Below are 21,000 nucleotides of genomic sequence, written 5' to 3'. Positions count from 1 at the left end.
CACCTGACAGAGCCCTTTGCTTACCGAGAGCCCTGGAATCCCTGAATTGCGGGGACTACCAGGAGCTCTTGGTCACGCCCGGCAGCTCGCCACGGTGAGCCATCTCACGAAGGCAGACGCGGCACAGGCCGAACTTGCGGTACACGGAGTGCGGACGACCGCAGCGCTGGCAGCGCGTGTAGCCACGCACACCGAACTTGGGCTTACGAGCAGCCTTGGCAATCAGAGCCTTCTTCGCCATCTCGCTTACGCCTCCTTGAAGGGGAAGCCGAGGTGACGGAGAAGGGCACGGCCCTCAGCGTCGTTGGTCGCCGTGGTCACCACGGTGATGTCCATACCCCGGACGCGGTCGATCTTGTCCTGGTCGATCTCGTGGAACATGACCTGCTCCGTGAGACCGAAGGTGTAGTTGCCACGGCCGTCGAACTGCTTGGGGGACAGACCACGGAAGTCGCGGATGCGCGGGAGCGCGAGCGACAGGGTGCGGTCCAGGAACTCCCACATGCGGTCGCCACGGAGCGTGACGTGGGCACCGATCGGCTGACCCTCACGCAGCTTGAACTGCGCGATGGACTTGCGGGCCTTGGTGACGGCCGGCTTCTGACCGGTGATCGTGGTGAGGTCGCGAATCGCGCCATCGATCAGCTTGGAGTCGCGGGCGGCGTCGCCCACACCCATGTTGACCACGATCTTGACGAGGCCCGGGGTCTGCATGACGTTCTCGTACGAGAACTCTTCCTGCAGCTTGCCCGCGATCTCCTCGCGGTACTTCGTCTTGAGACGCGGAGTGGTGGTGGTAGCCATCAGATGTCCTCACCCGTCCGCTTGGCAACGCGGATCTTGTTGCCCTCGTCGTCGAAGCGGTAACCGACGCGCGTGACGACCTTGTTGCCGTCCTTCTCCACGACGAGCTGAACGTTGCTCACGTGAATGGGGGCTTCGGTGGTCACGATGCCGCCGGCCTGCGAACCGCCGGCGGTGGGGCCGGCCTTCGTGTGCTTCTTGACCCGGTTGACACCCTCGACCAGGACGCGCTCGTCGCGCGGGTAAGCGGCAATGACCTTGCCCTGCTTGCCCTTGTCCTTGCCGGTGATGACCTGAACCGTGTCACCCTTCTTGATCTTCATGCTTACAGCACCTCCGGCGCGAGCGAGATGATCTTCATGAACTTCTTCTCGCGCAGCTCACGGCCGACAGGGCCGAAGATACGGGTGCCGCGAGGGTCGCCGTCGTTCTTCAGAATGACGGCGGCGTTCTCGTCGAAGCGGATGTACGAGCCGTCCGGACGGCGGCGCTCCTTGACGGTGCGAACGATGACAGCCTTGACGACGTCACCCTTCTTCACGTTGCCGCCCGGGATCGCGTCCTTGACGGTGGCGACGATGACGTCACCGATGCCCGCGTAGCGGCGACCGGAGCCACCGAGCACACGGATGCAAAGGATCTCCTTCGCACCAGTGTTGTCGGCGACACGCAGTCGCGACTCCTGCTGGATCACGTCTATCTCCTGATTGTCTGCCGGTTCCCGGGGCGGGACCGTCTTCTAGGACGGTCCCGCCCCGAGCCTGGCGGAACGAACCTGAGGGATACCCCTCAGGTAATTACTTGGCCTTCTCGAGGATCTCGACGACGCGCCAGCGCTTCGTCGCAGACAGCGGCCGGGTCTCCATGAGGAGGACACGGTCGCCGACGCCGGCGGCGTTCTGCTCGTCGTGGGCCTTGAGCTTGTTCGTACGGCGGATGACCTTGCCGTACAGCGCGTGCTTGACGCGGTCCTCGACAGCGACGACGACGGTCTTGTCCATCTTGTCGCTGACGACCAGACCCTCACGGGTCTTGCGGAAACCGCGCTGCTCGTTGGTCTCAGTCACGTTGCTCTCGCTCATCAGGCGCTCTCCACCGTCTCGATGCCCAGCTCGCGCTCACGCATCAGGGTGTAGATCCGCGCGATGTCCTTGCGGACGGCCTTGAGCCGACCGTGGTTCTCGAGCTGACCGGTCGCCGCCTGGAAGCGGAGGTTGAACAGCTCTTCCTTGGCTTCGCGAAGCTTCGCGAGAAGCTCCTCGTCACCCAGTTCGCGCAGCTCGGACGCCTTGGTACCGGCCGACATCACGCTTCACCTGCCTCGCGCTTGACGATCCGGCACTTCATCGGCAGCTTGTGGGCTGCGCGAGTGAGGGCCTCACGGGCGATCTTCTCGTTGGGGTAGGACAGTTCGAACATGACCCGGCCCGGGTGCACGTTCGCGATCCACCACTCCGGCGAACCCTTACCGGAACCCATGCGGGTCTCGGCAGGCTTCTTCGTGAGCGGGCGGTCCGGGTAGATGTTGATCCAGACCTTGCCGCCACGCTTGATGTGGCGGGTCATCGCGATACGGGCGGCCTCGATCTGGCGGTTCGTCACGTACGCCGGCGTGAGGGCCTGAATGCCGTACTCGCCGAACGAAACCTGCGTACCGCCCTTGGCCTGACCGCGGCGCTTCGGGTGGTGCTGCTTGCGGTGCTTGACCCTACGGGGGATCAGCATGATCGGTCAGGCCTCCGTTCCGGTGCTCTCAGCCGGAGCGGCAGCCGGAGCCTCGGCCTTGGGGGCCTCGGCAGCGGGAGCCTGCTGCGGCTTACGACCGCGACCGCCACGCTCGCCACCGCGGCCACCACGGGCCGGGCGGTCAGCGCCACCACGGGCCGGGCGGTTGCCGGCGCGGGCAGCGGCGTTCTCGGCGCGGACCTCGGCGATGTTCTTGACGTCGCCCTTGTAGATCCAGACCTTCACACCGATGCGGCCGAAGGTCGTCTTGGCCTCGAAGAAGCCGTAGTCGACGTTCGCACGAAGCGTGTGCAGGGGCACACGACCCTCGCGGTAGAACTCCGAGCGGGACATCTCGGCGCCGCCGAGACGGCCACCACACTGGATCTTGATGCCCTTGGCGCCCGCCTTCATCGCCGACTGCATGCTCTTACGCATGGCACGGCGGAAGGAGACGCGGGAGGACAGCTGCTCGGCAACGGCCTGAGCAACCAGCTGAGCGTCGGTCTCGGGGTTCTTGACCTCGAGGATGTTCAGCTGGACCTGCTTGCCCGTGAGCTTCTCGAGGTCACCGCGGATGCGGTCGGCCTCGGCGCCACGGCGGCCGATGACGATGCCGGGACGCGCGGTGTGGATGTCCACCCGCACGCGGTCACGGGTGCGCTCGATCTCAACCTTCGAGATGCCGGCGCGCTCCATGCCGGACGTCATCATCCGACGGATGGCGACGTCTTCCTTGACGTAGTCCTTGTACAGCTTGTCGGCGTACCAACGGGACTTGAAGTCCGTGGTGATGCCGAGCCGGAACCCATGCGGGTTAACCTTCTGGCCCATTACCGGGTTCCTTCCTTGCTGCTGACGACCACAGTGATGTGGCTGGTCCGCTTGCGGATCCGGTAGGCACGGCCCTGGGCGCGCGGCCGGAACCGCTTCAGGGTCGGACCCTCGTCGACGTACGCCTCGGAGATGAAGAGGCTGTCGGCGTCGGTGTGGTCGTAGTTGTGCGCGGCGTTGGCAATGGCGCTGTCAAGCACCTTGCCGACCGGCACGCTCGCGGCCTGCGGGGCGAAACGCAGGACCGCCTGAGCCTCCGTGGCATCCATGCCACGGATAAGGTCCACCACGCGGCGGGCCTTCATGGGCGTGACGCGGATGTACCGCGCCTGGGCCCTGGCTTCCATGGTTGTCCTTCCAGTGTCTGTCATGGTCAATCCACCCCGCTGTTAGCGGCGCTTCGACTTCCGGTCGTCCTTCACGTGACCCCGGAAGGTGCGCGTCGGCGAGAACTCGCCGAGCTTGTGGCCGACCATCGACTCGGTGACAAACACCGGAATGTGGGTCTTGCCGTTGTGCACCGCGATCGTGTGGCCGAGCATGGCCGGGATGATCATCGAGCGACGGGACCAGGTCTTGATGACGTTCTTGGAACCAGCTTCGTTCTGGGCGTCCACCTTCTTGATCAGGTGGTCGTCGACGAAGGGCCCCTTCTTGAGACTGCGCGGCATCTAAACCCGCTCCTAGCGCTTCTTGTTCGTCTTGCGGCGGCGGACGATGTACTTGCTCGAAGCCTTCTTCGGCGAGCGAGTACGACCCTCCTTCTGACCCCACGGGGAGACCGGGTGGCGACCACCGGAGGTCTTGCCCTCACCACCACCGTGCGGGTGGTCAACCGGGTTCATCGCCACACCGCGAACGGTCGGGCGGACGCCCAGCCAGCGCTTACGGCCGGCCTTGCCCCAGTTGATGTTCGACTGCTCGGCGTTGCCGACCTCACCGACGGTGGCGCGGCAGCGCGCGTCCACCATGCGGATCTCGCCGGACGGCATACGGAGCGTCGCCATGGCACCCTCACGCGCCAGCAGCTGCACGGAGGCACCTGCGGAGCGGGCGAACTTGGCACCGCCACCGGGGCGGAGCTCGATCGCGTGGACCGTGGTACCGACCGGGATGTTGCGGAGCGCCAGGTTGTTGCCCGGCTTGATGTCGGCCCCAGGACCGTTCTCGACGCGGTCACCCTGCTGCAGGTTGCGCGGGGCGAGGATGTAGCGCTTCTCGCCGTCGGCGTAGTGCAGCAGCGCGATGCGCGCGGTGCGGTTGGGGTCGTACTCGATGTGCGCGACCTTCGCCGGCACGCCGTCCTTGTCGTGACGACGGAAGTCGATCACTCGGTAGGCGCGCTTGTGTCCGCCACCCTGGTGGCGAACGGTCACACGACCGGCGTTGTTACGGCCGCCCTTGCTGTGCAGCGGGCGGACCAGCGACTTCTCCGGCGTGGACCGCGTGACCTCGACGAAGTCGGCGACGCTGGAGCCACGACGGCCCGGCGTAGTCGGCTTGTACTTGCGGATTCCCATTTCTCAGTCCTCGTCCGATATTCGGACCAGGGCGCTCCGTTAGGAGGCCTGGCCGAAGATGTCGATACGGTCGCCCTCAGCGAGGGTCACGATCGCGCGCTTGGTGTCAGCGCGCTTACCGAAACCGCTCTTGGTGCGCTTGCGCTTGCCCTGGCGGTTGATCGTGTTGACCCCGGTGACCTTGACCGAGAAGACCGCCTGGACGGCCTGCTTGATCTGGGTCTTGTTGGCGCCAGGCGCGACGATGAAGGTGTACTTGCCCTCGTCGAGGAGCGCGTAACTCTTCTCGGAGACGACCGGCTTGACGAGGACGTCACGGGGGTCCGTGAAGCTCTTGCTCAGCGGCGTCTCGACGGTGTTCTTGCCTTCGGCCTCGTGGCGCTTCGCCTTGGCGACGCGCGCGGCCTTGGCGGCCTTGGCGGCCTTCGAGGCAATGCTCGGGTGACGCGTAGCCATCAGGCTTCGCTCCCTTCGGTGTCAGCAGCCGACGACTGCGGCGCGCCAGACACGAAGGACTCGAAAGCGGCCTGGGTGAAGACCACGTCGTCCGAGACGAGAACGTCGTACGTGTTCAGCTGGCCCGGCTCCAGGATGTGGACCTGGGGCAGGTTGCGCGCGGAAAGCAGCGCGGCCTCGTCGGAGCGCTCGATGACCAGGAGCACGTTCTTGCGCTCGCTGACCTTGCCGAGGAAGCTCTTCGCGGCCTTGGTGGAGGGGGTCTCGCCCTCGATCACGCCGGTGATGACGTGGATGCGAGCGTTGCGGGCCCGGTCGGTGAGGGCGTGGCGCAGGGCCGCGGCCTTCATCTTCTTCGGGGTCCGCTGCGAGTAGTCACGCGGCGTGGGGCCGTGGACGACGCCACCGCCGGCGAACTGCGGCGCACGGGTCGAACCCTGGCGCGCGCGGCCGGTGCCCTTCTGGCGGTAAGGCTTCTTACCACCACCGCGGACCTCGCCACGACGCTTGACCTTGTGCGTGCCCTGACGGGCAGCGGCCAGCTGCGCAACGACGACCTGGTGAAGCAGCGGGATGCTGATCTTCTCTACGTCGAAGATCTCGGCCGGGAGCTCAACGGTCCCGGCGTTGTCGCCGGAGGGCGACAGAATGTCAATGGTGCTCATAGTCCTCAGGCCCCCTTGGCCGCAGTGCGGACCAGGACGAGGCCGCCGTTCGGACCAGGAACCGCGCCCTTGATGAGGAGCAGGCCCTTCTCCGCGTCAACGGCGTGAACGGTCAGGTTCTGGGTGGTGACCCGCTCGTTGCCCATGCGACCCGCCATGCGGAGGCCCTTGAACACACGGCCCGGGGTGGCGCAGCCACCGATGGAGCCGGGAGAGCGGTGCTTGCGCTGGGTGCCGTGACCGGCGCCGAGGCCCTTGAAGTTGTGACGCTTCATGACACCGGCGAAGCCCTTGCCCTTGCTCTTGCCGGTCACGTCCACCTTGACGCCGGCCTCGAAGGTCTCGGCGGTGATCTCCTGGCCGAGGGTGTACTCGCTGGCGTCAGCGGTACGGATCTCGACGAGGTGGCGGCGGGGGGTGACGTCGGCCTTGGCGAAGTGGCCCTTGAGGGGCTTGTTCACCTTGCGCGGGTCGATCTCGCCGAAGGCGATCTGGACCGACTCGTAGCCGTCGGAGTCATTCGTACGGACCTGGGTCACGACGTTCGGACCGGCCTTGACGACGGTGACCGGAACAACACGGTTGTTCTCGTCCCACACCTGCGTCATGCCGAGCTTCTCGCCCAGGATGCCCTTGATCTGCTTAGCCATCTTCAGATCACCGGCCTTCAGAGCTTGATCTCGATGTCGACACCGGCCGGGAGGTCGAGTCGCATCAGAGAGTCAACGGTCTTGGGGGTCGGGTCGAGGATGTCGATCAGGCGCTTGTGCGTGCGCATCTCGAAGTGCTCGCGCGAGTCCTTGTACTTGTGCGGCGACTTGATGACGCAGTACACGTTCTTCTCAGTGGGCAGCGGCACCGGGCCCGCGACCGACGCACCAGTACGCGTCACCGTCTCGACGATCTTCTTCGCCGAGGAATCGATGACCTCGTGGTCGTAGGCCTTGAGCCGGATGCGGATCTTCTGTCCCGCCATGGCTACTCAGTAGTCCTTCGTCTCGATAAAACGCTCTGGAGCCCGGGGGTTCGCGTCCTGACCTCCGACCCACGCGGTCGGGTGTGTCGCGCTCTTGCTGACAGAGATATCCGATATGGATTTCCCTACCGAGGGACACGGCCCGAAAAAAACCGCAGGACCGGGGGCACAACACCCACCGGGCGCCTGGTCGGCACCCCGCTGAAACTTCCCGGAAGATTCCCGTACGTCCGCCCCAGCGCTGCCTTTCGACAGATCGGGCGACGAGTACTGTGGGACTCGCTTCCAGTCCTCCCGGCGGGAGGCGCACAGCATCGGCACTCGACCGAGCAACTCCGACAGTCTGCCATACGGGGCACGGGCCTGGCCAATCGGGCCGAGGATCGTACCCCGAGGGTGACGCAGGTCAAACCCCGGGCACTCAGCAAGGGTCGCACACCGATCCGCCCGGGGCACACGCGTCCGACCCCGGTGCCACCGGCCGGCCGGGAACGTGAGCACATGTGCTCATCCCGGCAGCCCCCTTCCGGGTGAACAGAACATGTCCGTGCATGGAACCCGACATCGCTGACGACCCTCTCCTCAGGTGAAAAACCGGAACGAGTGAGCACAGCAGCGCCCCCGACCGCTGCGAACAGCGGACGGAGTACGGCGTGCGATTCAGGGCTGTCCCGGGCCACCCCATACACAGGACGACCGACCCCAAGGGCGGGACGGCCGACACCGAGCCAGGGCCGCCCGGCCCCCTGCGCAGGACGACTCGGCGTGCCGTACTGCTCGGCGGTGCCGTCGCCGCGGTTGCCGCGGCGGTCGGGTGCGGGCCCTCGCGGTCCTCCGGGGCAGCCACCGCCGCGCCCTCCCCCGCCTCCGGAAAGCCCGCCGTCCAGGGCCGGCACGCCCTGCTCATGCAGGTCCTCGCGCACCCCGACGACGACCTGTACTTCATGAACCCGGACACCCAGTACGCCGTCGCCGCGGGCGTCCCCCTCGTCTGCGTGTACGTCACCGCCGGTGAGGCCGACGGCGTCAACAAGATCCCCGGGCAGCCGCATCCGCCCGCCGACAAGGCCGCCTACTCCTCAGCGCGCCACCAAGGCCTGCGGCAGAGCTATGCCGCACAGCTCGGGCTCCCCCTCTTCACCCCGTGGAACAAGTCCGTCGCCGCACTGCCCGGCGGGCACCTCGCCGAGGTCAACTCCCTTGAGAACGAAGGGCGTCGCGTCGACCTGGTCCATCTCAACCTGGCCATGCACACGCCCTTCGGGCACATGGGCGTACCGGCGCTCTGGCGGGAGCGGGGCCTCGCGCTCGGCACGGTCGTCGCCGACGGTTCACCGCTGAGCACGGTCCAGTCGTACGACCACGACGGCCTCCTCGACGTCCTCGTCGGCCTCTTCGAGCGGTACCGCCCCACGCTCGTGCACACGCTCGACCCCGACCCGGACATCCAGCACAGCGACCCCGTCACCCGGATCCACGACAGCGAGCAGCCCGGCTACTCCGACCACGCCGACCACACCGCCGTCGCCTCCTTCACCTGGGCCGCGATGGCCCGCTGGGCCCGGACCTCCGCCGGCGGCCCGCCGCCGTTCGCCACCGTCGCCTTCCGCGGCTACTACAACCACCACTGGCCCGACAACCTCCCCCCGGCCGTCCTGCGCCCCAAGGCCGCCCACCTGGTCCCCTACGGCGCCGCCCCGCACTGGGAGTGCGGGAACCCGGCCGGCTGCGGTGACTACAACGTGGGCGGCGAGCGGCCGCTGCGCAACCGCAAGGGCTGGGTGCGCTCCACCCACTACCGCTATCCCGGCCCGCGGCTCGCGCTGGCCGAGGAGGCGGACGGCCGGCTGACCGCGTACGGCGTGCTCGGGATGCGCGCGGTGCGCTGGCGCGAGACCCCCGAGGGCACCTTCGGCGACGCCGTCGACCTGGGCGGCGGGCCGCTCGCGCCCGTGCTCGGTGCCGCCGCCCTCGACGACGGACGGCAGCTCCTGTTCGGGCTGCGGCTGGCCGCTGTCGAGGGGCGGGGCGGGCCGGACGTCCGCGAGATCGTGCTGCTCGAACAGGCCGCCCGGGGCGGCGGTTTCCGGGCGTGGACCGGGCTCGGGAACCCCGAAGGCGACGACGACCGCGGTCGTCGTATCGGGACACCCGTCGCCGTCACCGGCCGCGACGGACGCGTCCACCTCTTCGTACGCAACGCCGATCACGGCGTCAGCACGCGGGTGCGCGGGCGGGACGGCCGCTGGTCGCCGTGGCGGGACCTCGGCGGCGGGCAGATACAGGACGGGCTGACCGCCGTCGTCGGCTCGGACGGCGAGGTGCGTGTGTACGCGCCCGGGCGCGACACCGTCCACCAGTGGACCCCGGACGGGCCGGTGACGCCCGGCACCTCGGGGACCGGGTCCCTGCCCGCGCCGGCCGACGCGATAGCCGTGTCCGGCGACCGCCTCTACTACCGGCCGCCCGCCTCGACGTCCCTGATAGCCACGGACGGTCCCACCGTCGTCTTCCCCGGCTACGGTCCGGTGAGTGCCGCCGGCTCCTACCTCCTCGGCCGCGGCGTCGACGGCGCGCTCCGGCTCCTGCACGACGGCCGGGCCACCCGGGCGGTGCCGGCGCGGACCACCCTGGACGGCCCCGCCCTCCGCCTCACCCGCCGCGGCCCGGCCGCGGCGGGCCTGTCCCCGGACGCCCGGCCCTGGCTGTGGCGGGCCCGCCGCTCGGGCACGGGCACGGGCGCCGGATCCTCCGCTCAGAAGGTCTGAGCCGCCCCCTAGGGCCTGTCGGCTTGGCCCGCCGCTGCCGCCGCTGCCGCCGCCCGCAGGCTCGCCAGTACCGCAGTCAGCACCGGATCGTCGTCCGATCCCGCCCGTACCGCCGCGAAGACGTGCCGCGTGGGCGACGGCCCGGCCGGGGTGCGCAGGACCAGACCCGGCCGGTGCAGTGGCTGCGCGAGGCGCGGGACCAGCGCGACACCCAGACCCGCCTCGACGAGCGCGGCGAGCGACTGCCAGTCGTTGACGGCGTGCCGGATGTCCGGCGTGAAGCCGTTCGCCGCGCACACCGACCTGGTGATCGCCCCGCAGCAGCTGCGGGCGTCCCCGACGATCCAGGCGTCGCCCGCCAGCTCCCGCAGCCCCACCTCCGGCCGGCCCGCACAGGGGTGGTCCCGGGGCAGCGCCAGGTCCAGGACGTCGGTCGACAGGTCGGTGCGCGCGTAGCGGCGGTCCGTGTGGGGCGGCGCGGCCGCGAAGTCCACCGCCACCGCGATGTCGACCTCGCCGGCGTCGAGCCGGGTGAACAGGTCCGGGGGTTCGGCCTCGACCACCGCGACCCGCACCCGCGGATGATGCTCGGCCAACCGGCCCAGCGCGTTTGGCAGCAGCCCGCTGACGGCGCTGGAGAACGCCCCGACCGTCACCGCCCCACGGCGCCCCTCCTCCCACGCGGCGAGATCGGCACGGGCCCGCTCCCACTGCGCGGCCATCACCTCGGCGTGCTCCAGCAGCACCCGCGCCTGCCCGGTCAGCCGCGCCCCGCGCCCCTGCCTGACGATCAGCGGGACCCCCACCTCCCGGGCCAGCGCCGCCAGCTGCTGCGACACGGCGGAGGGCGTCAGATGCAGCGCCTCGGCGGTACGGGCCAGGCTCCCGCGCCGCTCCAGTTCCCGCAGCACACCGAGCCGTCGCAGATCGACCGTGAAGGAGTTCCTTACCGGTTCCATCCAGAGACATTAACTGGACCTGCATGATCGCTCCGGCCCATCATCGAGGCCATGAGCACACCCCCGATCACCGGCGAGCACGGCTTCCTGCTCCTCCACGGCTGGCAGAACCGCCGCCCCGCCGCCCACTGGCAGAGCTGGCTCGCCGACCGCCTCACCGCCCGGGGCCACGCGGTCACCCACCCCCAGCTCCCCGAGCCCGACGACCCCGACCTGGACACCTGGCTGGGCGAACTCCGCACCCACCTCACCGCCTCGCGGCCCCGCACCGTCGTCTGCCACAGCCTCGCCTGCCTGCTGTGGCTGCACGCGGCCGCCCGCGGTCTCGTCCCCGCCCCCGTGGACCGGGTGCTGCTCGTCGCCCCGCCGTCCGGCAGCGTGCTCAAGGGGTACGCGGAGGTCGCGGCCTTCGCTCCCCCTCCCGTGACGCCCGCGCACCTCGCCGCCGCGGCCACGTACACCCGTCTCGTCGCCGCCGACAACGACCCCTACTGCCCGGACGGCGCCGCGGCCGTGTACGCCGAACCCCTCGGCCTGCCCGTCGACGTCCTGCCCGGCGAGGCCCACCTCGACCTGGACGCGGGCTACGGCTCCTGGCCCTCGCTCCTCGACTGGTGCCTCGACCCGTCGAACAGCACGCCCGTCACGCCCCGCTGACCGCCCGCAGGGTGCGCGCGAGCTCGTGGTACGCGGTGGATTTCGCGTTCACGCCCTCCACGCTGTAGTCACCTCCCACTTCATGACGTTCTCCGCGGTCACCGAGCTGAACTCGCGCCCGGTCGTCGCCCGGCACGTCGCGTCGTCGGCCGGCGTCGTCATGTCGGACACGGCAAAGGGGCCCGTACGACCGAAATCATTACGGACCCCTATCAATGAGCTCGCGAGGAGCTACCAGGTCAGACCGACAAGAACTACTTGTTGATCTTGGTGACCTGGCCGGCGCCCACGGTCCGGCCACCCTCACGGATGGCGAACTTCAGGCCCTCCTCCATGGCGACGGGCTGGATGAGCTCAACGGTCATCTCAGTGTTGTCGCCGGGCATGACCATCTCCGTGCCCTCGGGGAGGGTCACAACACCGGTCACGTCAGTCGTACGGAAGTAGAACTGCGGACGGTAGTTGTTGAAGAACGGCGTGTGGCGGCCACCCTCGTCCTTGGACAGGATGTAGGCCTGGGCCTCGAACTCGGTGTGCGGCGTGACCGAACCGGGCTTGATGATGACCTGGCCGCGCTCGACGTCCTCGCGCTTGATGCCACGGAGGAGCAGACCGACGTTCTCACCGGCCTGGCCCTCGTCGAGCAGCTTGCGGAACATCTCGATGCCGGTGACCGTGGTGGTGGTCTTCTCGGTCTTGATACCGACGATGTCGACGGTCTCGTTGACCTTGAGGACACCACGCTCGATACGACCGGTGACGACCGTGCCACGACCGGTGATCGTGAAGACGTCCTCGATCGGCATCAGGAACGGCTTGTCGACGTCACGCTCGGGCTGCGGGATGTTCTCGTCGACGGCCTTCATCAGGTCGAGGACGGACTGGCCCCACTCCTTGTCGCCCTCAAGGGCCTTGAGCGCCGAGACCTTGACGACCGGAAGGTCGTCGCCCGGGAACTCGTACTCGGAGAGCAGCTCACGAACCTCGAGCTCGACGAGCTCCAGGATCTCCTCGTCGTCCACCATGTCGGCCTTGTTCAGGGCGACAACGATGTAGGGGACGCCGACCTGGCGGGCCAGGAGCACGTGCTCCTTGGTCTGCGGCATCGGGCCGTCGGTGGCCGCGACCACGAGGATGGCGCCGTCCATCTGCGCCGCACCCGTGATCATGTTCTTGATGTAGTCCGCGTGACCGGGGCAGTCGACGTGGGCGTAGTGACGCGTCTCCGTCTGGTACTCGACGTGCGCGATGGAGATCGTGATACCGCGCTGGCGCTCCTCAGGAGCCTTGTCGATCTGGTCGAAGGCCGAGGCCTCGTTCAGGTCGGGGTACGCGTCGTGCAGCACCTTGGTAATGGCGGCCGTGAGGGTCGTCTTACCGTGGTCAATGTGACCGATGGTGCCGATGTTGACGTGCGGCTTAGTCCGCTCGAACTTCGCCTTCGCCACTGGGTCCTCCTGTGGAGTGGTTCTGGTACGCCTTACTCATCGGCGCCAGGTGATCTTTGCTGGGATGCCGCCCGCCGGGGTTTTCCCCTGCCGGGTGAGCCCCGGCGGTCGGTGTCAAGCCTAAAGCGTGTAAACGGGGTGTGTTACTCGCCCTTGGCCTTCGCGATGATCTCCTCGGCGACGTTCCGGGGAACCTCGGCGTAGGAGTCGAACTGCATCGAGTAGCTTGCGCGACCCGAGGTCTTGCTGCGGAGGTCGCCGACGTAGCCGAACATCTCCGAGAGGGGCACGAGGCCCTTCACGACGCGGGCGCCGCTGCGCTCCTCCATGGCCTGGATCTGGCCACGGCGGGAGTTGAGGTCGCCGATGACATCACCCATCGACTCCTCGGGCGTGGTGACCTCGACGGCCATCATCGGCTCGAGCAGCACGGGGCTGGCCTTACGCGCGGCCTCCTTGAAGGCCTGCGAACCGGCGATCTTGAACGCGAGCTCGGAGGAGTCGACCTCGTGGTAGGCACCGTCGAGAAGCGTGACGCGGACGCCCGTCATCTCGTAGCCCGCGAGGATGCCGAACTGCATGGCCTCCTGCGCACCGGCGTCCACCGACGGGATGTACTCCCGCGGGATACGGCCACCGGTGACCTTGTTCACGAACTCGTACGCCGGACCATCGGTCTCGGTGATGGGCTCGATCGCGATCTGCACCTTGGCGAACTGACCGGTACCACCGGTCTGCTTCTTGTGGGTGTAGTCCACGCGCTCGACGGTCTTGCGGATCGTCTCACGGTAGGCGACCTGCGGCTTACCGACGTTGGCCTCGACCTTGAACTCACGGCGCATACGGTCGACCAGCACCTCGAGGTGCAGCTCGCCCATACCACCGATGATGGTCTGGCCGGTCTCCTCGTCCGAGTGAACCTGGAAGGAGGGGTCCTCCTCCGCGAGACGCTGGATGGCGACACCCAGCTTCTCCTGGTCACCCTTGGACTTGGGCTCGATGGCGACCTGAATGACCGGCGCCGGGAAGTCCATGGACTCCAGGATGACCGGGTTCTTGTCGTCCGAAAGCGTCTCACCCGTGGTGGTCTGCTTCAGGCCCATCACGGCGACGATGTCGCCGGCGCCCACCGCCTCGATCTCCTCACGCTTGTTCGCGTGCATGCGGTAGATCTTGCCGATGCGCTCCTTCTTGCCCTTGACGGAGTTCAGCACGGCAGTGCCGGACTCCAGGCGGCCCGAGTAGACCCGGACGAAGGTGAGCTTGCCGAGGTGCGGGTCGCTCATGATCTTGAACGCGAGGGCGGACAGCGGCTCGTCCTCGGACGGCTTGCGCTTGACCACGACCTCGGGGTCCTTGACGTCGTGGCCCTCGATGGCCTCGACGTCAAGCGGGGTCGGGAGGTAGCGCACGACCGCGTCGAGCAGGGGCTGAACGCCCTTGTTCTTGAACGCGGTGCCACAGAACACCGGGGTGACCGTGACGCCGTCACCCTTGCCGGACGCGATGGTGATGCGACGGATCGCGGCGTACAGCTGCTCCTCGGTGGGCTCCTGGCCCTCCAGGAACAGCTCCATGATCTCGTCGTCGTTCTCCGCGACGGTCTCGACCAGCTTGCCGCGGTACTCCTCGGCAGCCTCGGCGTGCGTGGCGGGGATGTCGACGACGTCGTACATCTCGCCCTTCGCCGCCTCGGCGGACCACACGAGCGCCTTCATGCGGACCAGGTCCACAACGCCCTTGAAGTCCATCTCGGCACCGATCGGCAGCTGCATGATGATCGGAACGGCACCGAGCCGGTCCTTGATCATGTCCACACAGCGGTGGAACTCGGCGCCGGTACGGTCCAGCTTGTTCACGAAGCAGATGCGCGGCACGCCGTAACGGTCGGCCTGACGCCACACCGTCTCGGACTGCGGCTCAACACCGGCGACACCGTCGAACACCGTGACGGCACCGTCGAGGACGCGCAGCGAGCGCTCCACCTCGACCGTGAAGTCGACGTGCCCCGGGGTGTCGATGATGTTGATCGTGTAGTCGTTGTCCTCGAGCGGCCAGTGACAGGTGGTGGCAGCAGAGGTGATCGTGATGCCACGCTCCTGCTCCTGCTCCATCCAGTCCATGGTGGCAGCGCCGTCGTGGACCTCACCGATCTTGTAGCTGACGCCGGTGTAGAAGAGGATCCGCTCGGTGGTGGTCGTCTTACCCGCGTCGATGTGGGCCATGATCCCGATGTTGCGGACCTTGGCCAGGTCAAGTGAAGTGGTAGCCATAAGGCTTCAGTCTTCTCTCGGTCTCGATGTGGGTTGCGACTACCAGCGGTAGTGCGCGAAGGCCTTGTTGGACTCGGCCATCTTGTGGGTGTCCTCGCGCTTCTTCACAGCGGCACCAAGGCCGTTGGAGGCGTCGAGAAGCTCGTTGAGCAGACGCTCGGTCATGGTCTTCTCGCGACGGGCGCGGGAGTAACCGACGAGCCAGCGCAGGGCGAGCGTGTTGGCACGACCGGGCTTGACCTCGATCGGAACCTGGTACGTCGCGCCACCGACACGGCGGGACTTGACCTCGAGGGTCGGCTTGATGTTCTCCAGCGCGCGCTTCAGCGTGATGATCGGGTCGTTGCCCGTCTTCTCACGCAGACCCTCCATGGCGCCGTAGACGATGCGCTCGGCGGTGGAGCGCTTGCCGTTCAGCAGCACCTTGTTGATGAGCGACGTGACAAGAGGAGAACCGTAGACCGGGTCGATGATGACCGGGCGCTTCGGGGCGGGGCCCTTACGAGGCATTCTTACTTCTCCTTCTTGGCGCCGTAGCGGCTGCGGGCCTGCTTGCGGTTCTTGACACCCTGGGTGTCGAGCGAACCACGGATGATCTTGTAGCGAACACCCGGCAGGTCCTTCACACGGCCGCCGCGCACGAGCACGATGGAGTGCTCCTGCAGGTTGTGTCCCTCACCCGGAATGTAAGCAGTGACCTCGATCCCGCTGGTCAGACGCACACGCGCGACCTTACGCAGGGCCGAGTTCGGCTTCTTCGGGGTGGTCGTGAACACACGCGTGCAGACGCCCCGACGCTGAGGAGAACCCTCAAGTGCGGGCGTCTTGTTCTTCTCGACCTTGTCCTGCCGGCCCTTCCGGACCAGCTGCTGGATCGTAGGCACTACTTCTCCGGTTTCTGTGTGCCGAATGGTGAAGCTAACCTGGAACATTGCCGACCCACGCGGTCGGGTGTGTCGAATGCTGCAGACTCTCGCCGTGAAGCAAAAGGGCGCAGATTACGGTGGCCGGTGACGGCTCCCCTTGTGCGGTTGAAGGCACGCACGAGAGCCAGGGCACACCCCAGGCACAAGGTCTGAGCGTACCTACCTCATACGCTGCGGTCAAAACAAATGGACCGCACTAGCATCACTGAGCGGATCATGCCAAGGCCCTGAGCCCTTGGGGATCTTCATCCGGACGCCAGCGCCGCGGCTATCAGGACCGTCAGGAGCAGGGCCCAGCCCGCGACCGACAGCCAGCCCAGCACGAGACCGGCCATCGCGAAACCCTCGCCGCCCTCGCCGGTGCGACGCATCTCGGAGCGCGCCGTATGGCCCAGGATCACGGCGGGGACGCCCGTGACGCCGGCCGTCATCAGGGTGAGGACACCGCAGACCATGGCGGCGACCGCCTTGCCGTTCGTCGCCGGGGGCGGGGCGGGCAGGAACGTCCGCGGCACCGGCCCGGAGGCCGCCGACAGGGGTACGGGGCCCTGCGGGAGGTCTCCCACCAGCACGGCCAGCTCACCCACCGTACGGGCCGCGTACGCCCGTGCGACCCGCTTCTCGAACTCGGCCTGCTCCAGGCGTCCCTCCCCGAAGCCCGCCCGGAGCACATCCACGGCACGCTCACGGTCGGCATGCGAGGCGAGCATCGCCGGCGCGCCTTGCCCCTGCCACGGCTGCGGACCGTTCTGCCCCTGCCACGGCTGCCATGGCGTCGGGTACGACACGGGCACACCTCCCCCGGACGGCTGGATCCCTCCATCATGCTCCAACGAGGCATTTCCGGCACAGGTTCCCGACCAGTCCCTGCAGGGCCCCCACAGCCCCGTACAGGCGGTGTGGGCACGGCGGTCCGCGGCCCCCCGGGAACGCCGACGGGCGGCCACCCCGAAGGGTGACCGCCCGTCAGTCAGACGTACGCCTTACTGGTTGTACGGACCGTAGTCGTAGTCCTCCAGCGGAACGGCCTGGCCGGAGCCCGTGCCGAACGGCGAGTAGTCGATGTCGTCGTAGCCGACGGCCGAGTACATCGCGGCCTTGGCCTCCTCGGTCGGCTCGACCCGGATGTTGCGGTAGCGGGACAGACCCGTACCGGCCGGGATGAGCTTACCGATGATGACGTTCTCCTTGAGGCCGATCAGGGAGTCGGACTTGGCGTTGATCGCCGCGTCCGTCAGAACCCTGGTCGTCTCCTGGAAGGACGCCGCCGACAGCCACGACTCGGTCGCCAGCGAGGCCTTGGTGATACCCATCAGCTGCGGACGGCCGGAGGCCGGGTGGCCGCCTTCCTGGACCACACGACGGTTCTCGGTCTCGAACTTCGAGCGCTCGACCAGCTCGCCGGGCAGCAGCTCCGCGTCGCCCGACTCGATGATCGTCACCCGGCGCAGCATCTGCCGGATGATGATCTCGATGTGCTTGTCGTGGATCGACACACCCTGCGAGTTGTAGACCTTCTGGACCTCGCCGACCAGGTGGACCTGGACGGCACGCTGACCCAGGATGCGCAGCACGTCGTGCGGGTTGGTGGCACCCACGGTGAGCTTCTGGCCCACCTCGACGTGCTCGCCCTCGGTCACCAGGACACGGGCGCGCTTCGAGATCGGGAACGCCGTCTCGTCGCTGCCGTCGTCCGGGGTGACGACGATCTTCTTGGTCTTCTCGGTCTCCTCGATCCGCACGCGGCCGGAGGCCTCGGAGATCGGGGCGACACCCTTCGGCGTACGGGCTTCGAAGAGCTCGACGACACGGGGCAGACCCTGGGTGATGTCGTCACCGGCCACACCACCGGTGTGGAAGGTACGCATCGTCAGCTGGGTACCGGGCTCACCGATGGACTGGGCGGCGATGATGCCGACCGCCTCACCGATGTCGACCAGCTTGCCGGTGGCCAGCGAACGGCCGTAGCACATGGCGCAGGTGCCGACCTGGGACTCACAGGTCAGGATCGAACGGGTCTTGACCTCCTCGACACCGTGGTGCACCAGCTGGTCGATGAGCACGTCGCCGAGGTCCACGTTGGCCGGCGCGATCACCTTGCCGTCGATGACGACGTCCTCGGCGAGCATGCGGGCGTAGACGCTGGTCTCGACGTCGTCCGTCTTGCGCAGCACGCCGTCGGCGCCGCGCTCGGCGATCTTCAGCTTCAGACCGCGCTCGGTGCCGCAGTCCTCCTCGCGGATGATGACGTCCTGCGAGACGTCCACCAGACGACGGGTCAGGTAACCCGAGTCGGCGGTACGCAGGGCGGTGTCCGCCAGACCCTTACGGGCACCGTGCGTGGAGATGAAGTACTCCAGCACGGACAGACCCTCACGGAACGACGCCTTGATGGGACGGGGAATCGTCTCGTTCTTGGCGTTCGACACCAGACCACGCATACCGGCGATCTGACGCATCTGCATCATGTTTCCTCGGGCACCCGAGTCAACCATCATGAAGATGGGGTTCGTCTTCGGGAAGTTCGCGTTCATCGCCTCGGCAACCTCGTTGGTCGCCTTGGTCCAGATCGCGATGAGTTCCTGCGTGCGCTCGTCCTTGGTGATCAGACCGCGCTCGTACTGCTTCTGGACCTTCTCGTCCTGCGCCTCGTAGCCCTTGACGATCTCCTTCTTCGCCTCGGGAACGACGATGTCGGAGATGGCCACGGTGACGCCGGAGCGGGTCGCCCAGTAGAAGCCGGCCGCCTTCAGGTTGTCGAGCGTCGCCGCCACGATGACCTTGGGGTAGCGCTCGGCGAGGTCGTTGACGATCTCGGAGAGCTGCTTCTTGCCGACCTCGTAGTCGACGAACGGGTAGTCCTCGGGCAGCAGCTCGTTGAAGAGCGCGCGGCCCAGGGTCGTCCGCAGGCGGAAGGTGTCACCCTGCTGCCACTCCGGCTCGCCCTCCTCGCGGGCCGGCGGGGTCCAGCCGCGCGGCGGGATGGTGCCCACCGGGAAGCGGATGTCCACGCGGGACTGCAGCGAGAGCTCGCCGGCGTCGAACGCCATGATCGCCTCGGCGACGGACGCGAAGGAGCGCTCCTCGCCCTTGACGTTGCGCAGCGCACCGTCGGTGGTCAGGAAGAACAGACCGAGGACCATGTCCTGGGTCGGCATCGTGACCGGGCGGCCGTCGGCCGGCTTGAGGATGTTGTTCGAGGACAGCATCAGGATGCGGGCCTCGGCCTGCGCCTCCGCGGAGAGCGGCAGGTGCACGGCCATCTGGTCACCGTCGAAGTCCGCGTTGAACGCGGTGCAGACGAGCGGGTGGATCTGGATGGCCTTGCCCTCGACCAGCTGCGGCTCGAAGGCCTGGATGCCGAGGCGGTGCAGCGTGGGCGCACGGTTCAGCAGAACCGGGTGCTCCGCGATGACCTCTTCCAGGACGTCGTACACGACCGTGCGGCCGCGCTCGACCATCCGCTTCGCCGACTTGATGTTCTGCGCGTGGTTCAGGTCGACCAGGCGCTTCATCACGAACGGCTTGAAGAGCTCCAGCGCCATGGCCTTGGGCAGACCACACTGGTGCAGCTTCAGCTGCGGACCGACGACGATCACGGAACGCGCGGAGTAGTCCACACGCTTACCGAGCAGGTTCTGACGGAAACGACCCTGCTTACCCTTCAGCATGTCGCTGAGGGACTTCAGCGGACGGTTGCCGGGGCCCGTGACCGGGCGACCACGACGGCCGTTGTCGAAGAGGGCGTCGACCGCCTCCTGGAGCATGCGCTTCTCGTTGTTCACGATGATCTCGGGCGCGCCGAGGTCGAGAAGCCGCTTCAGGCGGTTGTTGCGGTTGATCACGCGGCGGTACAGGTCGTTCAGGTCGGAGGTCGCGAAGCGGCCACCGTCCAGCTGCACCATCGGACGCAGGTCCGGCGGGATGACCGGCACGCAGTCGAGCACCATGCCCTTGGGGCTGTTGCTGGTCTGCAGGAACGCGGAGACGACCTTGAGGCGCTTGAGCGCACGGGTCTTCTTCTGGCCCTTGCCGGTACGGATGATCTCGCGGAGGCGCTCGGCCTCCTCGTCGAGGTCGAAGGACTCCAGACGCTTCTGCAGCGCCGCGGCACCCATCGAACCGTCGAAGTACGTGCCGAAGCGGTCACGCAGCTCGCGGTAGAGGAGCTCGTCGCCCTCGAGGTCCTGGACCTTGAGGTTCTTGAAGCGGGTCCACACCTCGTCGAGACGGTCGATCTCGCGCTGCGCACGGTCGCGCAGCTGCTTCATCTCACGCTCGGCACCCTCGCGCACCTTGCGGCGCACGTCGGCCTTGGCGCCCTCGGCCTCCAGCTCGGCCAGGTCGGTCTCGAGCTTCTTGGCGCGGGCCTCGAGGTCGGAGTCGCGGCGGTTCTCGATCTGCTGACGCTCGACGGAGACGTGCGCCTCCAGCGAGGGCAGGTCGCGGGTGCGACGCTCGTCGTCGACGTACGTGATCATGTACGCCGCGAAGTAGATGACCTTCTCGAGGTCCTTCGGGGCGAGGTCGAGCAGGTAGCCGAGGCGCGACGGGACGCCCTTGAAGTACCAGATGTGGGTGACGGGAGCGGCCAGTTCGATGTGGCCCATCCGCTCACGACGCACCTTGGCGCGAGTGACCTCGACGCCGCAGCGCTCGCAGATGATGCCCTTGAAGCGGACACGCTTGTACTTACCGCAGTAGCACTCCCAGTCCCGGGTCGGACCGAAGATCTTCTCGCAGAAGAGTCCGTCCTTTTCGGGCTTGAGGGTGCGGTAGTTGATGGTCTCGGGCTTCTTGACCTCGCCGTGGCTCCACTGACGGATGTCGTCAGCGGTGGCCAGACCGATCCGGAGCTCATCGAAGAAGTTGACGTCGAGCACTATGCGTCAATCCCTCTCAGGGTTGTAAGTCATGGGGTCTGATACGGGGGTCCTGGGGCCGGCCGGAGGCTCAGGGATCTTCATCGCTGAGCCTCCGGACCGGACT

General features: G+C 67.5%; 24 protein-coding genes. 2 read left to right on the top strand and 22 right to left on the bottom strand.

Translation table 11 applies throughout. The features are described from left to right. Positions 1-55: 55 nt before the first annotated feature. From SAVERM_RS25490 to rpsJ, 15 genes are all read right to left on the bottom strand, one after another. Positions 56-241 (bottom strand): type Z 30S ribosomal protein S14, encoded by a 186-nt coding sequence (locus SAVERM_RS25490; RefSeq protein WP_003948630.1) that lies wholly within the window; start codon positions 239-241, stop codon positions 56-58. 5 nt (positions 242-246) lie between these two features. Further along, the gene (gene rplE / locus SAVERM_RS25485; protein ID WP_010986351.1) at positions 247-804 is read right to left on the bottom strand and encodes a 50S ribosomal protein L5; all 558 of its coding nucleotides are present in this window, start codon (positions 802-804) and stop codon (positions 247-249) included. Then, on the bottom strand, positions 804-1,127 hold the full coding sequence (gene rplX / locus SAVERM_RS25480) for a 50S ribosomal protein L24 (protein ID WP_010986350.1): 324 nt from the start codon (positions 1,125-1,127) through the stop codon (positions 804-806). Before rplX ends, rplE begins: the two co-directional genes overlap by 1 nt. Positions 1,128-1,129: 2 nt before the next feature. Continuing rightward, complete coding sequence (gene rplN / locus SAVERM_RS25475; protein WP_003998823.1) at positions 1,130-1,498, bottom strand: 50S ribosomal protein L14; 369 nt, start codon at positions 1,496-1,498, stop codon at positions 1,130-1,132. Between the two features lie 103 nt (positions 1,499-1,601). Next, positions 1,602-1,886, bottom strand: a complete 285-nt coding sequence (gene rpsQ, locus SAVERM_RS25470) for a 30S ribosomal protein S17 (RefSeq protein ID WP_010986349.1) — start codon at positions 1,884-1,886, stop codon at positions 1,602-1,604. Next, positions 1,886-2,110: a 50S ribosomal protein L29 gene (gene rpmC, locus SAVERM_RS25465; protein WP_003998824.1), complete on the bottom strand. Its 225-nt coding sequence runs from the start codon at positions 2,108-2,110 to the stop codon at positions 1,886-1,888. Before rpmC ends, rpsQ begins: the two co-directional genes overlap by 1 nt. Next, the gene (gene rplP / locus SAVERM_RS25460) at positions 2,110-2,529 is read right to left on the bottom strand and encodes a 50S ribosomal protein L16 (protein ID WP_010986348.1); all 420 of its coding nucleotides are present in this window, start codon (positions 2,527-2,529) and stop codon (positions 2,110-2,112) included. Before rplP ends, rpmC begins: the two co-directional genes overlap by 1 nt. A 6-nt stretch (positions 2,530-2,535) precedes the next feature. Further along, a complete protein-coding gene (rpsC, locus tag SAVERM_RS25455) occupies positions 2,536-3,363 on the bottom strand; it encodes a 30S ribosomal protein S3 (RefSeq protein ID WP_010986347.1) in 828 nt (275 codons plus the stop codon). Continuing rightward, complete coding sequence (gene rplV, locus SAVERM_RS25450) at positions 3,363-3,710, bottom strand: 50S ribosomal protein L22 (protein ID WP_003974262.1); 348 nt, start codon at positions 3,708-3,710, stop codon at positions 3,363-3,365. Before rplV ends, rpsC begins: the two co-directional genes overlap by 1 nt. Positions 3,711-3,752: 42 nt before the next feature. After that, the gene (rpsS, locus tag SAVERM_RS25445; protein ID WP_010986346.1) at positions 3,753-4,034 is read right to left on the bottom strand and encodes a 30S ribosomal protein S19; all 282 of its coding nucleotides are present in this window, start codon (positions 4,032-4,034) and stop codon (positions 3,753-3,755) included. 12 nt (positions 4,035-4,046) lie between these two features. Further along, positions 4,047-4,883, bottom strand: a complete 837-nt coding sequence (rplB, locus tag SAVERM_RS25440; protein WP_010986345.1) for a 50S ribosomal protein L2 — start codon at positions 4,881-4,883, stop codon at positions 4,047-4,049. Positions 4,884-4,922: 39 nt separating this feature from the next. Then, on the bottom strand, positions 4,923-5,339 hold the full coding sequence (rplW, locus tag SAVERM_RS25435) for a 50S ribosomal protein L23 (RefSeq protein WP_010986344.1): 417 nt from the start codon (positions 5,337-5,339) through the stop codon (positions 4,923-4,925). Beyond that, positions 5,339-6,004 (bottom strand): 50S ribosomal protein L4, encoded by a 666-nt coding sequence (rplD, locus tag SAVERM_RS25430; RefSeq protein ID WP_010986343.1) that lies wholly within the window; start codon positions 6,002-6,004, stop codon positions 5,339-5,341. Before rplD ends, rplW begins: the two co-directional genes overlap by 1 nt. Positions 6,005-6,009: 5 nt before the next feature. Beyond that, a complete protein-coding gene (gene rplC / locus SAVERM_RS25425) occupies positions 6,010-6,654 on the bottom strand; it encodes a 50S ribosomal protein L3 (RefSeq protein WP_010986342.1) in 645 nt (214 codons plus the stop codon). Positions 6,655-6,671: 17 nt separating this feature from the next. Further along, on the bottom strand, positions 6,672-6,980 hold the full coding sequence (gene rpsJ, locus SAVERM_RS25420) for a 30S ribosomal protein S10 (protein ID WP_003948644.1): 309 nt from the start codon (positions 6,978-6,980) through the stop codon (positions 6,672-6,674). 653 nt (positions 6,981-7,633) lie between these two features. On the opposite strand from rpsJ, the gene SAVERM_RS25415 reads away from it, so the two are divergent. Then, positions 7,634-9,748, top strand: coding sequence for a PIG-L family deacetylase (locus SAVERM_RS25415; protein WP_010986341.1), 2,115 nt, complete (start codon positions 7,634-7,636; stop codon positions 9,746-9,748). 8 nt (positions 9,749-9,756) lie between these two features. Here the strand turns inward: SAVERM_RS25415 and SAVERM_RS25410 are convergent, their stop codons facing one another. After that, positions 9,757-10,707, bottom strand: coding sequence for a LysR family transcriptional regulator (locus SAVERM_RS25410; protein ID WP_010986340.1), 951 nt, complete (start codon positions 10,705-10,707; stop codon positions 9,757-9,759). 51 nt (positions 10,708-10,758) lie between these two features. On the opposite strand from SAVERM_RS25410, the gene SAVERM_RS25405 reads away from it, so the two are divergent. After that, on the top strand, positions 10,759-11,364 hold the full coding sequence (locus tag SAVERM_RS25405; RefSeq protein ID WP_010986339.1) for an alpha/beta hydrolase: 606 nt from the start codon (positions 10,759-10,761) through the stop codon (positions 11,362-11,364). A gap of 254 nt (positions 11,365-11,618) precedes the next feature. Here SAVERM_RS25405 and tuf read toward each other — a convergent pair whose 3' ends face one another. The 6 genes from tuf to SAVERM_RS25375 form a co-directional block, all read right to left on the bottom strand. Beyond that, on the bottom strand, positions 11,619-12,812 hold the full coding sequence (gene tuf, locus SAVERM_RS25400) for an elongation factor Tu (protein WP_010986337.1): 1,194 nt from the start codon (positions 12,810-12,812) through the stop codon (positions 11,619-11,621). Between the two features lie 143 nt (positions 12,813-12,955). Continuing rightward, positions 12,956-15,085 (bottom strand): elongation factor G, encoded by a 2,130-nt coding sequence (fusA, locus tag SAVERM_RS25395; protein WP_010986336.1) that lies wholly within the window; start codon positions 15,083-15,085, stop codon positions 12,956-12,958. A gap of 39 nt (positions 15,086-15,124) precedes the next feature. Further along, positions 15,125-15,595, bottom strand: a complete 471-nt coding sequence (rpsG, locus tag SAVERM_RS25390; RefSeq protein ID WP_003992340.1) for a 30S ribosomal protein S7 — start codon at positions 15,593-15,595, stop codon at positions 15,125-15,127. 2 nt (positions 15,596-15,597) lie between these two features. Beyond that, entirely contained in the window at positions 15,598-15,969 is a 372-nt protein-coding gene (rpsL, locus tag SAVERM_RS25385) for a 30S ribosomal protein S12 (protein WP_003948652.1), read from the bottom strand. 287 nt (positions 15,970-16,256) lie between these two features. Then, positions 16,257-16,799, bottom strand: a complete 543-nt coding sequence (locus tag SAVERM_RS25380) for a DUF1707 and DUF4190 domain-containing protein (RefSeq protein WP_037647931.1) — start codon at positions 16,797-16,799, stop codon at positions 16,257-16,259. Positions 16,800-16,994: 195 nt separating this feature from the next. Beyond that, entirely contained in the window at positions 16,995-20,894 is a 3,900-nt protein-coding gene (locus SAVERM_RS25375; protein WP_010986334.1) for a DNA-directed RNA polymerase subunit beta', read from the bottom strand. Positions 20,895-21,000: the final 106 nt, after the last annotated feature.

The sequence above is a fragment of the Streptomyces avermitilis MA-4680 = NBRC 14893 genome (assembly GCF_000009765.2).
Taxonomy (GTDB): Bacteria; Actinomycetota; Actinomycetes; order Streptomycetales; family Streptomycetaceae; genus Streptomyces; species Streptomyces avermitilis.
The sequence above is the reverse complement of the archived record's forward strand: the minus strand, read 5'-3'. Positions and strand labels throughout refer to the sequence as shown.

Excerpts from the sequence above, each read along its gene's own strand:
- SAVERM_RS25490 (WP_003948630.1), bottom strand. The coding sequence starts at position 241 with ATGGCGAAGAAGGCTCTGATTGCCAAGGCTGCTCGTAAGCCCAAGTTC.
- rplE (WP_010986351.1), bottom strand. The coding sequence starts at position 804 with ATGGCTACCACCACCACTCCGCGTCTCAAGACGAAGTACCGCGAGGAG.
- rplX (WP_010986350.1), bottom strand. The coding sequence starts at position 1,127 with ATGAAGATCAAGAAGGGTGACACGGTTCAGGTCATCACCGGCAAGGAC.
- rpsQ (WP_010986349.1), bottom strand. The coding sequence starts at position 1,886 with ATGAGCGAGAGCAACGTGACTGAGACCAACGAGCAGCGCGGTTTCCGC.
- rpmC (WP_003998824.1), bottom strand. The coding sequence starts at position 2,110 with ATGTCGGCCGGTACCAAGGCGTCCGAGCTGCGCGAACTGGGTGACGAG.
- rplP (WP_010986348.1), bottom strand. The coding sequence starts at position 2,529 with ATGCTGATCCCCCGTAGGGTCAAGCACCGCAAGCAGCACCACCCGAAG.
- rpsC (WP_010986347.1), bottom strand. The coding sequence starts at position 3,363 with ATGGGCCAGAAGGTTAACCCGCATGGGTTCCGGCTCGGCATCACCACG.
- rplV (WP_003974262.1), bottom strand. The coding sequence starts at position 3,710 with ATGGAAGCCAGGGCCCAGGCGCGGTACATCCGCGTCACGCCCATGAAG.
- rpsS (WP_010986346.1), bottom strand. The coding sequence starts at position 4,034 with ATGCCGCGCAGTCTCAAGAAGGGGCCCTTCGTCGACGACCACCTGATC.
- rplB (WP_010986345.1), bottom strand. The coding sequence starts at position 4,883 with ATGGGAATCCGCAAGTACAAGCCGACTACGCCGGGCCGTCGTGGCTCC.
- rplW (WP_010986344.1), bottom strand. The coding sequence starts at position 5,339 with ATGGCTACGCGTCACCCGAGCATTGCCTCGAAGGCCGCCAAGGCCGCC.
- rplD (WP_010986343.1), bottom strand. The coding sequence starts at position 6,004 with ATGAGCACCATTGACATTCTGTCGCCCTCCGGCGACAACGCCGGGACC.
- rplC (WP_010986342.1), bottom strand. The coding sequence starts at position 6,654 with ATGGCTAAGCAGATCAAGGGCATCCTGGGCGAGAAGCTCGGCATGACG.
- rpsJ (WP_003948644.1), bottom strand. The coding sequence starts at position 6,980 with ATGGCGGGACAGAAGATCCGCATCCGGCTCAAGGCCTACGACCACGAG.
- SAVERM_RS25410 (WP_010986340.1), bottom strand. The coding sequence starts at position 10,707 with ATGGAACCGGTAAGGAACTCCTTCACGGTCGATCTGCGACGGCTCGGT.
- SAVERM_RS25405 (WP_010986339.1), top strand. The coding sequence starts at position 10,759 with ATGAGCACACCCCCGATCACCGGCGAGCACGGCTTCCTGCTCCTCCAC.
- fusA (WP_010986336.1), bottom strand. The coding sequence starts at position 15,085 with ATGGCTACCACTTCACTTGACCTGGCCAAGGTCCGCAACATCGGGATC.
- rpsG (WP_003992340.1), bottom strand. The coding sequence starts at position 15,595 with ATGCCTCGTAAGGGCCCCGCCCCGAAGCGCCCGGTCATCATCGACCCG.